Raw genomic sequence first — 14,729 nt, forward strand, 5'->3', positions numbered from 1 at the left:
GCCCCATTGTCGCCCGCGACCAGGTCAGTCGTCGAGTTCGGGCGGGACGGTCAGCGGGCCTTCGTCGGCGCTGCGGGCGCGTTCCAGCCGGTAGCCGCGGCCATAGACCGACACCAGACGCCAGCCCGACTCGGGCTGAAGCCGCAGCTTGCGCCGCAGGGCGCTGACATGCACGTCGATGGTGCGAGTCTCGACCTCGGGGCGCAGGCCCCAGATGGTCTGGATGAGAAAGTCGCGGGTCAGCAGGCGGTTGACGTTCTGCAGGAAGTACAGCGCCAGATCGGTTTCACGGTCGGTCAGGTCCACCCGCTGGCCCTGAACGAAGATCTGCCGCCGGGCGCAGTCGGCCTCGATCTCGCCCAGCCGCAGCCGGGCGGCGGGCAGAGCCGAGCCCGATCGCCGCAATACGGCCTGCAACCGCGCCAGCAACACCGGGCGCGACAGGGGCTTGACCAGATAGTCGTCGGCGCCGGATTCCAGCGCCTGCACCACATCGGTTTCGAGGTTGCGCCCGGTGAGAAAGATCACCGGCGGCACGTTCGCGCCAAGCTGCAGGCGCAGGCGACACAGCACATCCGGCCCGCTCATGCCGGGCAACATCCAGTCGAGCAGGCAGGCATCCGCCCCGCCGCGCTCGACGAAGCGGGCAAAATCCTGCCCGTCGCTGAAGTGCTGAACCGCATACCCGGCCTCTTTCAGCCAGCCCATCACTTCCTGGGCCACGAGCAGGTCATCTTCCAGATAGGCAATCCGCAAAGCGGAGACGGGGGGAACGGTGGAGCTGAAAAATGTCATGCGACGAGGCAGAGATAGGGCCGAAGCGGTGGGTCAGACATCGAATCGTCGTTATGAAATCAAATGCCAACAGACGCACCCATTTGGCAATAAACAAGCAAATTGTTCACACCTACGACTGTTACAAGCAAGAAATGTCATGGGGCGTTTACAAAGTCTTCGCTCAAATTCGATCGGGCGCAAGCGCTGCATGATCGTCGCTTGGCACTGACATCGACACGTCCCGACATCAACGATACATCAAACGGGCATGAATAATGCCGACATGCCCCGCAGACCAACCGATCAGTTCTCACTCACCGCAAACGCTGCGCGAAAGAGGCTGCAGCGGCTGGCGCTGGCGAGTCTTTTCTGCGCGACGGCAGGATTGACCTGGCCGCTGGACGCGGCAGCGGCGGAACCGGAGGCCCTAACGCCAGCCGCCCAGCCTGCTGTCAAGCCCAAGGTAGAGCCTCCGTTGTATGAAGTCAGGCTGGACGTGCCGAAGGACTTGCAGCCTCTTTTATCTAACAATCTTGATCTGTTGCGTTGGCGCGACTTTCCCGACCTGCAACGCGCCCAAGTGCAGCGGCTGGCCGATGACGCCCCCGCCCAGGTGCAGAGACTGCTTGAAACCCAGGGCTATTTCTCGCCGCAGATCAAAGTGCGGGTCGATTGCCCTGAATCCGGCCCCATCGAGGTGGTGCTGTCGGTCGAGACGGGCAGCCCCACGCAGGTGCAATCGGTCGATCTGCTCGTGGACGGTCCCGACGGCAAACCCGACGCCGCCTTGAGCGCGCGGCTGAGCCGTTTCTGGGCGCTCAAGCCAGGCGAAGTGTTCCGCGATGCCGACTGGGAAGCTGCCAAGTCGAAGGCACTCTCAAGCCTGCTGTCGGGACGCTGGCCTGCGGCGCGGCTCGCCGAAAGCCGGGCCACCGTCGATCCGCAAACGCACGAGGCGCGCCTGCTGGTGCGGCTGCAGACCGGCCCGGCTTATGTGTTCGGCGGTCTGCACTTCAGCGGGCAGCAACGCTATCCGGTCAGCATTGCCGAACGTCTGGCGCCGATGCGGCCGGGCGAGCCCTATTCGCAAAGCGCCCTGCTCGACTATCAGGCGGCGCTGCAGAACAGCCCTTATTACCGCAACGCCTTGGTCGACGCCGACCTGCACCAGGCCGAGGGCGACGCAGTGCCGGTGGACGTACGGCTGACGGAAAACCCCGCGCAGAAGCTCAGTTTCGGCGTGGGCGTGAGCAGCGACACCGGCGAACGCGTGCAAATGGGCTGGCAGGATCTCAACTTCCTCGGGCGCGCCTGGCGGCTGTCGAGCGACATCAAGCTGCAGACGCGCGAACAGAGCGGCAGCCTCAAGCTGGCCTTTCCGCGAACTGCCGACGGCTACGACGACAGTGTCTCGCTGTTGCAGGACCGCACCGACATCTCGGGTCTGGTCACGCGAAACTCCAGCGTCGGCGCGCAGCGCGAGCGCACCCGTGGCCGCATCGCCACCGCGCTGGCGCTGCAGTATCAGGCCGAGAGCCTGGAGCCCGCGGGCGCGGCTTCGAGCGAGGTGCATGCGCTGAGCCTCAACTACAGCTGGACGCGAACCGACGTCAACAGCGTGCTCTATCCCAGTCGTGGCAGCGTGATCAATCTGCAGCTCGGCGGCGCGAGCAAGGCGCTGCTGTCGAGCGCGAATTTCGTGCGGCTCTACGCGCGCGGGCTGGGCTATCTGCCCATCGACCGCAGCAATCAACTGGTCTTCCGCGCCGAGGCCGGTGCCGTGCTGGCCAACGGCGCCAACGGCATTCCGCAGAACTTCCTGTTCCGCGCCGGCGGCGCCAACTCGGTGCGCGGCTATGCCTATCAAAGCCTCGGGCTGGTGCAGGGCGACGCCATCGTCGGCGGACGTTATCTGTTCACCGCCAGCGCCGAGTTCGATCACTGGTTCACCCGCCAATGGGGCGGCGCCGTGTTCTACGACCTGGGCAACGCCGCCGACACCTGGGGCGCGCTCAAGCCCGTGCGCGGCTATGGCGCGGGCGTGCGCTGGCGCAGCCCGGTCGGGCTGATCGCAGTCGACCTGGCCTACGGGCAGGCGGTGCATCAATACCGCCTGAACTTCACCGCGGGGTTGTCGTTCTGATGGCCGACGATTCGACGCCCACTACCCACCCTCCGGCCCGGCCCCGGCGCGGTCTGCGCTTGGCTGCATGGACGCTGGCCGCAGCGGGCGCCGTCGTGCTCGGCGCCGCGGCTGCGGTCTTCTGGCTGGGCAGCGCCAGCGGTCTGCAATGGCTGGCCGCGCGCTCCCCGCTGCGCCTCGGCACCACCCAGATCACCCTCAAGGACGTGCAGGGCAGTCTGTGGGGCTCTTTGCGCATCGGGCAATTGCAGATCGTCACCGCCGATGTCACCACGACTCTGGATCAGGCGCAGCTGACATGGGCGCCCGCCGCGCTCTGGCAACGCACCCTGCACATCCAAAGTCTGAGCGCCAGGCAGATCGACATCACCCAGACCCACACCGGCCCGGCAGCAAGCCCGCCGCAACTGCCCGCCAGCCTGCGACTGCCGCTGCGCATCGACCTCGACCACTTCGACCTCGGTGCGTTCAGCATCGGCCCGCCCGGCGCGCTGCGGCCCTATGGCCATTTCAGCGGCGAGCTGCACTATGGTCAGGGCAGCTACCGCGCCCGCATCAAGGCCGACACCCCCTGGGCTCGGGCGACCTTGCAGGCGCAGTTGGCCGATGCCGCCCCCTACCCGCTGCAGGCCACGCTCAAGGCCACGCACATCGGCCCGAGAGGGCATGCCGCCGCAGGCAACGCCGCTGATCTGCGCGCTCAGGGCACGCTGCGCGACCTCGATCTGACGGGCACGCTGCAGATGGACGCGGCCCACGCCAGCCTGCAAGCCAGCCTCACGCCCTTCGACGCCACGCCGCTGCGCAGCGCCCGCCTCACCGCCCAGGCGCTCGATCCGGCGGCCTTTAGTGCTGGACTGCCCCGCGCCGCGCTCGACGTGCAATTCGACCTCGGGCCTTCGAGCGCGCAGCACCTGGCGGGCAGGCTGCAGGTGCGCAACGCACTGCCCGGGACTATCGATCAGCGCCGCCTGCCGCTGCGCAGCCTCAGCGCCACGCTGGCGGGTGACGGCGATGAGGCCACCGCGCGCGACCTGCACATCGACCTCGGCCCCGGCGGACGCATCCGCGGCACGCTGACCTGGACCCGGCCCACCCTGCAAGCCCGGCTGCAGGTCGACCAGCTCGACGCCCGCGCACTCGACGGCAAACTGACCACCACCCGCCTGTCCGGCCCGGTGACGATAGCCGCATCGGCGCAGCAGCAAAGCGCGCAGATCGCCCTCGCCCAGCCGGGCTGGGACGTGCGCCTGCAGGCGCAGCGCCAAGGCGACACCGTGCAAGTGCAGCGCCTGCGGCTGGCGGCGCCCGGCGGCCAGCTCGAGGCCAGCGGCAGCCTGACCACAAGCGGCGCTCAGCCCTTCGATCTGCGCGCCAGCCTGCGCCGCTTCGACCCGTCCCGCTTCGGCGCCTACCCGCAAGCCGAGCTCAGCGCCGATGTCACCGCCCGCGGCACCCTGGACCCGCGCCAGGCCAGGCTCGCGCTGCAACTCGAGCCCAGCGTCTGGCGCGGTCACACCTTCACTGGCCACGCCCGCCTGGCGCTCGACGCACAGCGCCTCTGGGACGTCGACGCCGTGCTGGCGCTGGGCGCCAACCAGCTTCAGGCCAAGGGCGCCTTCGGTCGGCCCCTTGATGTGCTGCAATGGACGTTGAACGCGCCGCAACTCGCGCAGATCGACCCCTCGCTGCAAGGCAATGCCCAGGCCGAGGGCCAGCTTCGCGGCGGCGTGCAGGCGCCCGCAGGCAAGGTCTCGCTGCAGGCCACCGGCCTGCGCTGGGGCAAGGCGCTGGCGCTGCAGCGCCTGAGCGCCCGCAGTACCTTCAGCACGGGGCAGGCGCGTCCCGGCACCACGGCCACCCTCGCCACCTTGCTCGACCGCCTCGCGGGGACGCTTGAGGTCGATCTCGATGGCCTCAACTGGCATCAGGGCGGGCAGACGGTGCAGCTTCACAGCCTGCAGACCCAGGCCCAGACCACGGCAGGCCTGAAGGGCCAGCTCGACCTGAGGATGCGCCTGCAGCAACTGCGGCTGGCCGGGCTGGGCAAGGCGCAGCGAGACACCACGCTGAACACCGCTTCGCTCGAAGTCACGGGCACCCGCGCCCAGCACAGCATCGCGCTGAACGCTCAGGGCCAGCTTCCCCTGGGCGGTGCAGAGGGTGCGTCCGCGACAGGCGCTAGCGCGTCGGCGCAACAGCCGCTGCCGCTCGATCTGCATCTGCGCGCGCAGGGCGGCTGGCTGGGTGAGCAACAAGGCTGGCGCGGCCAGATCACCGCCCTCGACAACGGCGGGCCGCTGGCCCTCAAGCTCCAGGCCCCGGCCGCGCTCGATCTGGCGTTTACGCCGCTGCGTCTGCAGCTCCAGCATGCGGCGCTGCAGCTTGAGGCGGGGCGCATCGACCTGAACAATCTGCAATGGGCACCGGGCCTGCTGCGCACCGAGGGCCGCATGAAAGCCGTCCAGACCGCCGATCTGCTGCGGCTTGCGGGCATCGCTCCGGCGCGGGTGCGCAACACCCTCGTGCTCTCGGGCGACTGGAACATCGACGCGGGCACGAGCGTCGAAGGCCATGTGCACCTGCAACGCGACAGCGGCGACATCGCCCTTCAGGTCGCCGCACCGCCCGCCCAGCGCGCGGGCACCGTGACCTTCGGCCCGACCTGCGACGCCACCTTCGGTCAGGCCGCGACGCGCGGCGGCTTCATGCCGCTGGACATCGGCCAGCTCGTGCTCGATCTCACCGCGCGCAACAATCGCCTGCAGGCGCAGGGTGTGCTGCAGACCGGCATCGGCACCGTCCAGGCCAGCGGTCAGGTGCAGCTCAGCCGACGCGGCAATCTCTGGGGCATCGCCGCCGACACGCCGCTGCAACTCGACGCCGGTGCCGACATGCCCAGCCTGGCCTGGGCCGCACCGCTGATCGGCCACGACTACCGCGCCGAAGGTCGGCTGCAACTGGCGGTGCAAGGCCACGGCACGCTGGCCGCGCCGCAGTTCAGCGGCTCGCTCGAAGGGCGGGCACTGCAGCTGGCCTGGCCCGCGCAGGGTCTCGATCTGAAGAACGGCGTGCTGCGCGCCCACTTCACCGGCGACAGGCTGGCGCTCGACCAGTTGCAGCTCCAGGGCGGCAAGGGACAGCTCACGGCCACCGGCGACGCCCGGCTGCAGAATGGCCTGCCCCGCGCCACCCTCGACCTCAAGGCCGACAGGCTGCAACTGCTCAGCCGCCCTGATCGACAGCTCGTGCTCAGCGGCACCGCACAGGCCCGCCTCGCCGACAAGGTGCTCGCGCTCACCACCGACCTCACCGCCGACCGTGCCGACATCGCCCTGCCGCGCGCCAGCGGTCCCACGTTGAGCAGCGACGTGGTGATCGAAGGCAGAACGCCGCCAGAGACCAAACCCGCCGCCGCCATGCCGCATGCGGTGCGGTTCGACGGCACCTTCAACCTCGGCTCGAACTTCCACATCTACGGCCAGGGGCTGGACGCGATGCTGGCTGGAAGCGTGCGCGTACGCGCCGAAGACGGCGCCACCCCCACGGCCACAGGCAGCATCGATGTCGTCAAGGGCGAATACACCGCCTACGGCCAGCAACTGCAGGTCACGACGGGGCGCGTCAACTTCGCCGGGCCGGTGGACAACCCGGGGCTGAACATCACCGCGACCCGGCCCAACCTGCCCACGGGCATCGAAGTCGGCGTGAACATCGGCGGCAGCGCGCGCCAACCCGTGGTCAAACTCACCTCGACGCCGACCATGCCCGACACCGAAATCCTGTCCTGGCTGGTGCTGGGTCAGCCGCTGAGCCAGGTCGGCGCCTCCGACATCGGCCTGCTGCAGACCGCCGCCGCAGCCCTGCTCGGCCCCAGCAACGGCCAGCCGCTGCAAACCCGGCTGGCGCATGCCGTGGGGCTGGACAGCATCAGCGTGCAAAGCGCCAACAGCACCACCGGCACCAACGGTACAACGGCGACCGGCACGGGAGGACTGTCCGGCACGGTGGTGACGCTGAGCAAGCGTCTGTCGTCCAACACCCTGGTGACCTTTTCGCGCGGGCTCGACGGCGTGTCCAACCTTTTCAACATCCAGTACCAGCTCACCCGGCGCCTCTCCATCCAGGCGCAGACCGGCACCGAGAACGCGCTCGACCTGTTCTATACCTTCGAGTTCCGCTGAAGCATGGCCGATCAGTTCCCTCTCCCGGATGGCGTGGAGGGTTTGAGCGTTTATCTAAGATGAGAGCATGACTGCTGAAGTGAGGTCCACCCATGGCGACCAAACCCCTGAAAATCGGCATTTCCGCGCGCATCGACCATCCCCAGCCGGGGCAGGTCGGGCTGCGCAGCAAAACCCTGCAGTATCTGGAGCAATCGGTGGCGCACTGGGCCATGTCGCGCGACGTGCTGGTGTTCATGGTGCCCACCGTGGCCACGGGCAGCGGACTGGTTCGCAGCAACATCCGTCTGAGCGACTACGCCGACGCGCTCGACGGGCTCATCCTTCAGGGCGGTTCCGACATGAGCCCGCACAGCTACGGCGAAGAACCGCTGAAGCCCGAGTGGGCCGGCGACCCGGTGCGCGACGGCTATGAAATGGAACTGCTGCACGAGTTCATCGAAGTGCGCAAGCCGGTGCTTGGCATCTGCCGCGGGGCGCAGCTCATCAACGTCGCCATGGGCGGCACGCTGTATCAAGACCTGCCCACCCAGCTCACCAGCAGCCAGACCCAGCACCTCAGCGACGCCTACGACCGGCATTACCACCCGGTGCGATTCACCGAAGGCGGCCTGCTCGCCCGCCTCTACCCCGAGGTCGATCCCGGCAGCCTGAACATCGTCTCGGTGCACCACCAGGCGGTGCGCACCCTGGGCCGCGATCTGGTGGTGGACGCAATCAGCCCCGAAGACGGCCTTGCGGAGGCCATACGCGGCACCGGCCGCAACTTTCTGCTGGGCCTGCAGTGGCACCCGGAATTCCACCATCCCTCCAACCCCGAGCTGCTCGACTGCACCCCCATTCTCGACGAGTTCCTGCGCAACGTGCGCAAGCGTCGCTGGTAAACCCATGCAGACCCATACCCTTTCCCGCCTCTGGGTGGCCGCACAGTTCGGACTCATCGGCCTGATGGTTCTCTGGCCTTCGCCGCATTGGAGCCGAGGCTGGGTGTCCTACCTGCTGCTGGCCGCAGGCGCCGCGCTGGTGCTTTGGGTGTTCTGGCACAACAGGCCGGGCAATTTCAACATCGTGCCCGAGCCGCGCCAGGGCGCGCATCTGGTGACGACGGGCCCGTACCGCTGGGTGCGTCACCCCATGTATGTGGCGCTGTTGCTGTTCATGGCCGGTGTGGCCGCTGCGGCGCACAGCCCGGTGCAGTGGGCCTTGTGGCTCGCCTTGTGCGTGGTGCTCAACTTCAAGGCCGCCATGGAAGAGCGTCTGCTGTCAGGCGTCTGGCCGGAGTACGTCGGGTATCAGCGCGTCACCCGGCGCTTCATTCCGGGCGTGTGGTGAGGCGGCGGCGAGAAGAAACGGAAACGCCAGACCGCCACAGAGGGTCTGCACGAAGATCGCGCCAAGCGCGTCGGTGCCGGGCAGAAAGTTCCAGCTCGGGCTGAAAGCCACCGCAGCCAGGGGCAGCAGCAGCGCGGCGACGCAGAGTTGGTAGAAGCGCCAGCGCATGAGATCCTGGGGCTGCATCTGGGCGCATTGCATCTGCGCAAACCCCAGAGCGAACGCCCATGCGGCAACCGCCGAGAGCAGCCCGGCGCCCCAATGTCCACCGAACCATGACCAGCCCACCAGCAGTGCCACCGCGCCCGCGCCAATCAAGAACCGCCACCACGCACTGCGCTGCCTGAGCCCTTGCAGCAATGCCAGAAACATCCCCAGCAGCAGCGCGAACACCACCGCCACGCGCCACAGCGGCATCCGGCCCACGGCGAGGTACAGGCAGGCCCATTGCAGGGTGAACAGACCACCACCCCAGAGCGCCGACCACAACGAGGCGCCCTGCGCAAACAGCGCCAGCCCGCGCCAGCGCGTGTAAAGCCAAAGCAGCAACATGGCCCAGGCCACCGCGATCGCAGCCTGGAACAAGGCCGCCACCTGCGGCGCCGCGTACTGCACACTGCCGTACTGCAGCAGCCAGCACAGGAGGGCCATGGCCAGCAAGACCATTGATTGGAGCCTCGGAATCTGGGGCGTAGCAAACAGAGCCATGCCGCGCATTGTGGCCGAAGTTCGGATTGGGCCAAGCCTGACGGCCTAGGAGCCTGTCGGGCTTGGGGCGCGGATAGCGAAAAATGGGCCTGTGGATGCCATGTGGCGGCGGGTTTGCAGCTCCATAGCCGTTGCTATGGGGCAAAAAGCCGCTGCCGCAGGGCGCCGCAGGGTCATTTTGCAGCCCGTGATCCTCAAGTCCGACAGGCTCCTAGGCTGCGAGCGCCGCGCACGTCCATCGCTGAGACACGTCAATTCACCGCCGCGCGAAATCTGCTGAAATGCAGATACGTCTGACGCTTCAACCCAGATTGTATGAGTGCATGGGATGATGGCCAGGCGGGTTGGGGATGGATTTGGCCCCGTGCTGCGCCCATAGCCCGAGCTATGGGCGCAGCACGGGGGCAAAGACGCCCCAAACCGACCGCCAGCACCCATGCAGGCGCAAAGCGCCGCCTCATGGACAATCTGGGTTCAACCACTGCCATGAACTGGACTTTTTTCGCGCAATCCCTTCACTTGCTCGCCGTGATCCTGTGGATCGGCGGCATCCTCTTCATGGACGGGTTTCTGGCGCCGGCGCTGCGTCGCGCCATCGCTCAGGCAGAGCCTCGGGCCCGGTTGCTTTACGTGCTGTTTCGCAACTTTTTCGCGGCAATCTGGGGCGCGGGTGCGACGCTGGTGATCACGGGTTACGGCATGGTGTTTCTGCGCGGTGGCTTCGGCGTGCTCGGGTCGGCGCAATGGGTCATGGTGGTGCTGGGCACCGTCATGGTCTTGCTGGCCCTCTATATCTTTTTCGTGCCCTTCCTGCGCATGCGGGCGGCGGTGCTCGGCGGCCGATGGGACGCCGCCTGCGCCCAGGCAGGGAGAATCCGTCTGCTGTCGAGCGTGAACATCGTGCTCGCCGTGCCGACGGTGTTGTCGGGCATCTGGTCGATTTTCGGCGCGCCGTTTTGACCCGAAGGTGAGCTCAGGCCTTCTTGGCCTCGCGCTCGGCGGCCAGGGTGGCGGCCACGCCGGGCCGGGCTTCCATGCGGGCCTGGTAGCGAGCCAGCGCGGGCCAGGGCGACAGATCGACGCCGACATAGCCTGCCCAGCTCATCACGGTGTAGAGATAGGCGTCGGCCACGCTGAAGCCGCTCGGCAGCAGGTAATCGTGCTTGTCCAGCGTCTGCGCAATCAGGGCGAAACGGTCTGCGAGTCTGGCCTTCTGCGCCGCCACCAGCTCGGCGCTGCTGGCCGGGTTGAACAGCGGGCTGAACTGTTTGTGCAGTTCGGTGGAGATGAAATTCAGCCACTCCTGCAACTGGTAGCGCGCCAGCGTGCCATTGGCCGGGGCGAGGTTCAGCTCGGGCTTGCGGTCGGCCAGGTACTGCACGATGGCCGGGCCTTCGGTGAGGATGGTGCCGTCGTCGAGTTCCAGGGTGGGCACGTAGCCCTTGGGGTTGATGGTGCGGAAATCGCGGCCGTCGCTGGTCTGCTTGGACTTGAGGTCGACCTTGACGCCGTCGAACGGCAGACCGAGTTCGTGCAGGACGATGTGCGGCGACAGTGAACAGGCGCCGGGGCTGAAGTAGAGCTTCATTGATGGGTCTCCAGGAAGTGCGCTGCGATCTGGCGCCGCAGCAGAGCCCATCCTAAGCCGCCATGAAGATTCGTGCAGGCGCTGCGATTCAGCCGGGTGCCGTGGCGCGCGCCTGCCGCGCCAGATCGACCAGCGCGGCGCGCGCGGCTTCGGCGTCGAGCACAGGCGTCGCAAAGTCGAAGCGCAGCACATGGCCGTCGGCGCGCACGTCGAAGCCGTCGCAGTCGATGCCCACCATGCTCGCGTCCAGCACGTCCACGCCATGTACATGGCGGCAGTATTCGCGCAGGTTGTGCGCATGGTCAGCGTTCATGTGCTCGAGGATGCCGTCTTCGGCCTCGGCCAGCGCGGGCGCGGCGGGCGGGGCATAGCGCTCGGGACGAATCCAGTGAATCTTGCCGAAGCCGCCGATGTAGCGCACGTCTTCCACGCGCAGGCGGTAGAAGTGAAAGTCGTGCATGGCGAAATAGTCCGCAGCCTGCGGCAGGTAGCGCAGATAGCGCGCGCCGAAGGCGGTCTTGTCGGGCAGGCGTTCGGCGCGCGCCACCAGGGTGACGCGGCCAGCGGCCTGCATGTCTTCGGCGCAGGGATGAACGATCAGACTCACCCTCGGGTCGGCGTCGATGTTCTTGGTGTGCTCGGCCAGGGTGGAAATGAGAATGACGGGATGACCCTCGTGATCGAGCACATAGGGCGAGACAGAGCCAAAGGGAAAACCGCCCAGCCGTTTCGACAGGGTGGACAGCACACCATTCTGATGCTGGCGCACGAACAGCCGGGCCTCCTGGCCCAGAGCCAGCGCGTGTTCGGTATCGGCCATGATGAGTTCTCCTTGTTGGGTTTAACCCAGATTGTTCATTAGGGCGCGGGATGATGGCGAGGCGGGTTGGGGATGGATTTGGCCCCGGGCGACAAGCCCATAGCCCAAGCTATGGGCGCGAAGCACGGGGGCAAAGACACCCCAAACCGACCGCCAGCGCCCGTGCAGGCGCGAAGCGCCGCCTCATGGACAATCTGGGTTTCATTCGAGCAGTGGCAGCTTAAGAGCCGCTGAATGCCGTTCAGCCATGCGGATCGACGACGTCGCGGGCGGTAATGGTGTCGCGCAGCCAGTAGATCAGCACCACGCCGGGCACGGCTGCGGCCACCGTGAACAGGTAGAAAGTGGGCCAGCCCAGCGCATCGACCAGATAGCCCGTGGCCGGGCCGACGTACACCCGGCCCACCGCCGAGAGCGCCGACAGCAGGGCGAACTGCGTGGCCGAAAACCGCACGTCGCACAGCGCCGAGAGCAGCGCGACGAAGGCCGCGGTACCCATGCCGCCGGTGAAGTTCTCCACCCCCACCGCCAGGCCCATCAGCGCCAGACTGGGCGGCGACACCGCCAGCATCCAGTACGCTAGGTTCGACGCCCCCTGCAAGACGCCAAACAGCAGCAGCGCGCGCCACAGCCCCAGCCGCGCCTGCAAGGCCCCGCCCAGCAGGGCGCCGACGATGGTAGCCGCCAGCCCCATGCTTTTGTTCATCAGCCCCACATCGGCCGGGCTGAAGCCCACGCCCCGGATCAGAAAAGTGGTGGAAAGCGCCCCGGCGAACGCATCGCCCAGCTTGTAGAACACGATGGCCAGCAGCAAGACCCAGGCCTCTTTGCGGCTGAAAAACTCCTGCAGCGGCTCGACCACGGCCTCGCGCAAGGTGCGCGGCGGACGGCCGTGCACCGGCGGGCGCGGCGCCCACAGCGTCACCAGCGTCAAGCCCAGCATCAGCGCGGCCATGAGGGCGTAGATGCCGCGCCAGCCGGTCACATCGGTGGCCAGCCACAGCGCCAGACCGCCGGAGACGATCATCGCCAGGCGATAGCCCAGCACCAGCACCGCGGCGCCGGCGGCCCGCTCCTGTGGCGGCAGCACGTCGGTGCGGTAGGCGTCGATCACGATGTCTTGCGAGGCCGAAAAGAAGGCCACGCCCACGGCCAGCAGCAGCAGGGGCACCGCGCGGGCACTGGCTGCGTCCACGCCCAGGCGCTCGGCTGCGTGCACCAGCCCAGGCCAGGCGGCGGCCTGATCGGGGCCAGGCACGCCCACCAGCGCCATCAGCCCCAGCGCGCCCGCGAGCAACAGTTGCGCCAGCAGCAGCCAGCCGCGACGCCGACCGAGCCAGTTGCCCCACAGCGGCACGGCGTACCGATCCATCGCCGGCGACCACAGGAACTTGAACACATAGGCCTGCCCCACCAGGGTGGCGAAGCCGATGGCCTTGAGGCTCAACCCCTCGACCGTCAGCCAGGCCTGCAGCGTGCCCGCAGTCAGCGCCAGCGGCAGCCCCGACGAAAACCCGAGCAGAAGAATGGCGGCGATGCGGCGATTGCCGAACACCGCCCAGGCCGAGACGGCGGGCGGTGTATCGTGGATGGATTCTGCGGGAGCGGACATCGGGCGGGGGAGGCAGAGTGAGCTCGCAGGATACCCAAGCCCGCGGCTCAACCCGGCGTCATGTCCCCCGGCAGCGGCCAGCCGAGCAATTCGGCCAGACGATTGACCACCCACTGCGCCTCGGTCAGATTCACGCCGGAGTCGGGCGCGCACAGCCCGCGATACACGCGCGACAACACATCGTCGTCGGTCACATGCAGACTGGACTTGATGTCCGCCGCGTGCTCGGTCAGCATGGTGGCGAGGTCTTCGCAGAACTCGTAGCGCGCGGCGATGACCTCGCGCTGGGCGCTGGGGCGGGTGCCATGCGGCGCCAGATACAGCGCGATGAAAGACGGCGGCACAATGAGCTGCGAGTCGTCGCTCATCATTCAAAACCCACCACGGGATGCGGGTGGTAAGGCGCTTCCAGCGCCGCGCGCTCGTCCGCGCCGAGCTCGACCGACAGCGCCGCCACCGCGTCGGTGAGGTGCTGCGGCTTGGACACGCCGACGATGGGCGCGGTCACGCCCGGCGTGCCCAGCAGCCAGGCCAGCGCCAGCTGCGCCCGGGGCAGGCCGCGCTGCTGCGCCAGTCTGCCGAGCGCCTCGGCCACTTCGCGGTCATTCTGCTCGGTGCGCTCGAACAGTTTGGCACCGAACACGTCGCTGGCTATGCGCGGGGTGTGCTCACCCCAGGGACGCGCCAGACGGCCGCGCGCCAGCGGGCTCCACGGCAGCACGGCCACGCCCTGATCGCGGCACAGCGGCAGCATCTCGCGCTCTTCCTCGCGGTAGAGCAGACTGAGTTCGGGCTGCATGCTGACGAACCGCGTCCAGCCGTGTCGCTCGGCCACCTGCTGCGCCTTGGCGAGCTGCCAGGCATGCATGCTAGAGGCGCCGATGTAGCGCGCTTTGCCCGCCTTGACCACGTCGTGCAGGGCCTCCATGGTCTCTTCGATGGGGGTGTGCGGGTCCCAGCGGTGGATCTGGTAGAGGTCGATATAGTCCATGCCGAGTCGCTTCAGGCTGGCATCGATCTCGAACAGAATCGCCTTGCGCGAAAGCCCCCCGATATTGGGCGCCTGCCGCGACGGAAAGCGCACCTTGGTCGCCACCACGATTTCCTCGCGGCGGGTGAACTCGGGCAGCACGCGACCGAGGATTTCCTCCGAGGTGCCATCCGAATAGGAATTGGCGGTATCGAAGAAGTTGATGCCCAGTTCCACCGCCTGTCGGATCAGCGGACGGCTGGCGGCTTCATCCAGCGTCCACGGATGATTGCCGCGCTCGGGCACGCCGTAGGTCATGCAACCCAGGCAGATGCGCGAGACTTCCAGGCCGGTGCGGCCGAGTCGGGTGAATTTCATGCGAGTCTCCTGTCGTTGGCGCAGAGTCTCATTGCAGCACGATCGCCGCGGTTTTGCCCGGCACCAACCTGATGCGCCTGAACCCGCCGTGGCTGATGCGACAAGCCGGATCAGCGCAACGTCTGTGCAGGTGATGAACCGGCGCCTGCGCGCAGCGACGTCATACCGTCGGCGAAGCGCCTGCAGGAAAAACGCGACACGCGTACAGTCCCTAGCT

The 14,729-nt window shown here is 67.6% G+C and carries 12 protein-coding genes; 5 read left to right on the plus strand and 7 right to left on the minus strand.

All coding sequences use genetic code 11. The features are described 5' to 3' along the window. Window positions 1-24 precede the first annotated feature (24 nt). A complete protein-coding gene (locus tag ASC45_RS12320) occupies window positions 25-795 on the minus strand; it encodes a response regulator transcription factor (protein WP_055451338.1) in 771 nt (256 codons plus the stop codon). A 265-nt stretch (window positions 796-1,060) separates the two neighbouring features. Here ASC45_RS12320 and ASC45_RS12325 point away from each other — a divergent pair, with 265 nt between their 5' ends. The 4 genes from ASC45_RS12325 to ASC45_RS12340 all read left to right on the plus strand — a co-directional run bounded on the left by ASC45_RS12325 (window position 1,061) and on the right by ASC45_RS12340 (window position 8,436). Further along, complete coding sequence (locus ASC45_RS12325) at window positions 1,061-2,920, plus strand: autotransporter assembly complex protein TamA (RefSeq protein ID WP_245610055.1); 1,860 nt, start codon at window positions 1,061-1,063, stop codon at window positions 2,918-2,920. Further along, the gene (locus ASC45_RS12330; protein WP_055451339.1) at window positions 2,920-7,104 is read left to right on the plus strand and encodes a translocation/assembly module TamB domain-containing protein; all 4,185 of its coding nucleotides are present in this window, start codon (window positions 2,920-2,922) and stop codon (window positions 7,102-7,104) included. Before ASC45_RS12325 ends, ASC45_RS12330 begins: the two co-directional genes overlap by 1 nt. Before the next feature lie 92 nt (window positions 7,105-7,196). Continuing rightward, the gene (locus ASC45_RS12335) at window positions 7,197-7,988 is read left to right on the plus strand and encodes a gamma-glutamyl-gamma-aminobutyrate hydrolase family protein (RefSeq protein ID WP_055451340.1); all 792 of its coding nucleotides are present in this window, start codon (window positions 7,197-7,199) and stop codon (window positions 7,986-7,988) included. 4 nt (window positions 7,989-7,992) lie between these two features. Beyond that, window positions 7,993-8,436 (plus strand): methyltransferase family protein, encoded by a 444-nt coding sequence (locus tag ASC45_RS12340; protein ID WP_055451341.1) that lies wholly within the window; start codon window positions 7,993-7,995, stop codon window positions 8,434-8,436. Here ASC45_RS12340 and ASC45_RS12345 read toward each other — a convergent pair. Then, window positions 8,368-9,102, minus strand: coding sequence for a hypothetical protein (locus tag ASC45_RS12345; protein WP_245610056.1), 735 nt, complete (start codon window positions 9,100-9,102; stop codon window positions 8,368-8,370). The two genes, ASC45_RS12340 and ASC45_RS12345, sit on opposite strands and share 69 nt — an antisense overlap. A gap of 528 nt (window positions 9,103-9,630) precedes the next feature. Here ASC45_RS12345 and ASC45_RS12350 point away from each other — a divergent pair. After that, the gene (locus ASC45_RS12350; RefSeq protein ID WP_055451401.1) at window positions 9,631-10,104 is read left to right on the plus strand and encodes a hypothetical protein; all 474 of its coding nucleotides are present in this window, start codon (window positions 9,631-9,633) and stop codon (window positions 10,102-10,104) included. Between the two features lie 13 nt (window positions 10,105-10,117). Here the strand turns inward: ASC45_RS12350 and gstA are convergent, their stop codons facing one another. From gstA to ASC45_RS12375, 5 genes are all read right to left on the minus strand, one after another. Next, the gene (gene gstA, locus ASC45_RS12355; RefSeq protein ID WP_055451342.1) at window positions 10,118-10,732 is read right to left on the minus strand and encodes a glutathione transferase GstA; all 615 of its coding nucleotides are present in this window, start codon (window positions 10,730-10,732) and stop codon (window positions 10,118-10,120) included. An 88-nt stretch (window positions 10,733-10,820) separates the two neighbouring features. Further along, the gene (locus ASC45_RS12360) at window positions 10,821-11,552 is read right to left on the minus strand and encodes a HugZ family pyridoxamine 5'-phosphate oxidase (RefSeq protein WP_055451343.1); all 732 of its coding nucleotides are present in this window, start codon (window positions 11,550-11,552) and stop codon (window positions 10,821-10,823) included. Between the two features lie 241 nt (window positions 11,553-11,793). After that, on the minus strand, window positions 11,794-13,164 hold the full coding sequence (locus ASC45_RS12365) for an AmpG family muropeptide MFS transporter (protein ID WP_174514723.1): 1,371 nt from the start codon (window positions 13,162-13,164) through the stop codon (window positions 11,794-11,796). A gap of 47 nt (window positions 13,165-13,211) precedes the next feature. Beyond that, the gene (locus tag ASC45_RS12370) at window positions 13,212-13,532 is read right to left on the minus strand and encodes a hypothetical protein (protein WP_055451344.1); all 321 of its coding nucleotides are present in this window, start codon (window positions 13,530-13,532) and stop codon (window positions 13,212-13,214) included. Beyond that, entirely contained in the window at window positions 13,532-14,512 is a 981-nt protein-coding gene (locus ASC45_RS12375; RefSeq protein WP_055451345.1) for an aldo/keto reductase, read from the minus strand. Before ASC45_RS12375 ends, ASC45_RS12370 begins: the two co-directional genes overlap by 1 nt. Window positions 14,513-14,729 lie beyond the last annotated feature (217 nt).

It is taken from the genome of Thiomonas bhubaneswarensis (assembly GCF_001418255.1).
Taxonomy (GTDB): Bacteria; Pseudomonadota; Gammaproteobacteria; order Burkholderiales; family Burkholderiaceae_C; genus Thiomonas; species Thiomonas bhubaneswarensis.

Coding starts and splice junctions, on each gene's coding strand:
- ASC45_RS12320 (WP_055451338.1), bottom strand. CDS start 795: ATGACATTTTTCAGCTCCACCGTTCCCCCCGTCTCCGCTTTGCGGATT.
- ASC45_RS12325 (WP_245610055.1), top strand. CDS start 1,061: ATGCCCCGCAGACCAACCGATCAGTTCTCACTCACCGCAAACGCTGCG.
- ASC45_RS12330 (WP_055451339.1), top strand. CDS start 2,920: ATGGCCGACGATTCGACGCCCACTACCCACCCTCCGGCCCGGCCCCGG.
- ASC45_RS12335 (WP_055451340.1), top strand. CDS start 7,197: ATGGCGACCAAACCCCTGAAAATCGGCATTTCCGCGCGCATCGACCAT.
- ASC45_RS12340 (WP_055451341.1), top strand. CDS start 7,993: ATGCAGACCCATACCCTTTCCCGCCTCTGGGTGGCCGCACAGTTCGGA.
- ASC45_RS12345 (WP_245610056.1), bottom strand. CDS start 9,102: ATGGTCTTGCTGGCCATGGCCCTCCTGTGCTGGCTGCTGCAGTACGGC.
- ASC45_RS12350 (WP_055451401.1), top strand. CDS start 9,631: ATGAACTGGACTTTTTTCGCGCAATCCCTTCACTTGCTCGCCGTGATC.
- gstA (WP_055451342.1), bottom strand. CDS start 10,732: ATGAAGCTCTACTTCAGCCCCGGCGCCTGTTCACTGTCGCCGCACATC.
- ASC45_RS12360 (WP_055451343.1), bottom strand. CDS start 11,552: ATGGCCGATACCGAACACGCGCTGGCTCTGGGCCAGGAGGCCCGGCTG.
- ASC45_RS12365 (WP_174514723.1), bottom strand. CDS start 13,164: ATGTCCGCTCCCGCAGAATCCATCCACGATACACCGCCCGCCGTCTCG.
- ASC45_RS12370 (WP_055451344.1), bottom strand. CDS start 13,532: ATGAGCGACGACTCGCAGCTCATTGTGCCGCCGTCTTTCATCGCGCTG.
- ASC45_RS12375 (WP_055451345.1), bottom strand. CDS start 14,512: ATGAAATTCACCCGACTCGGCCGCACCGGCCTGGAAGTCTCGCGCATC.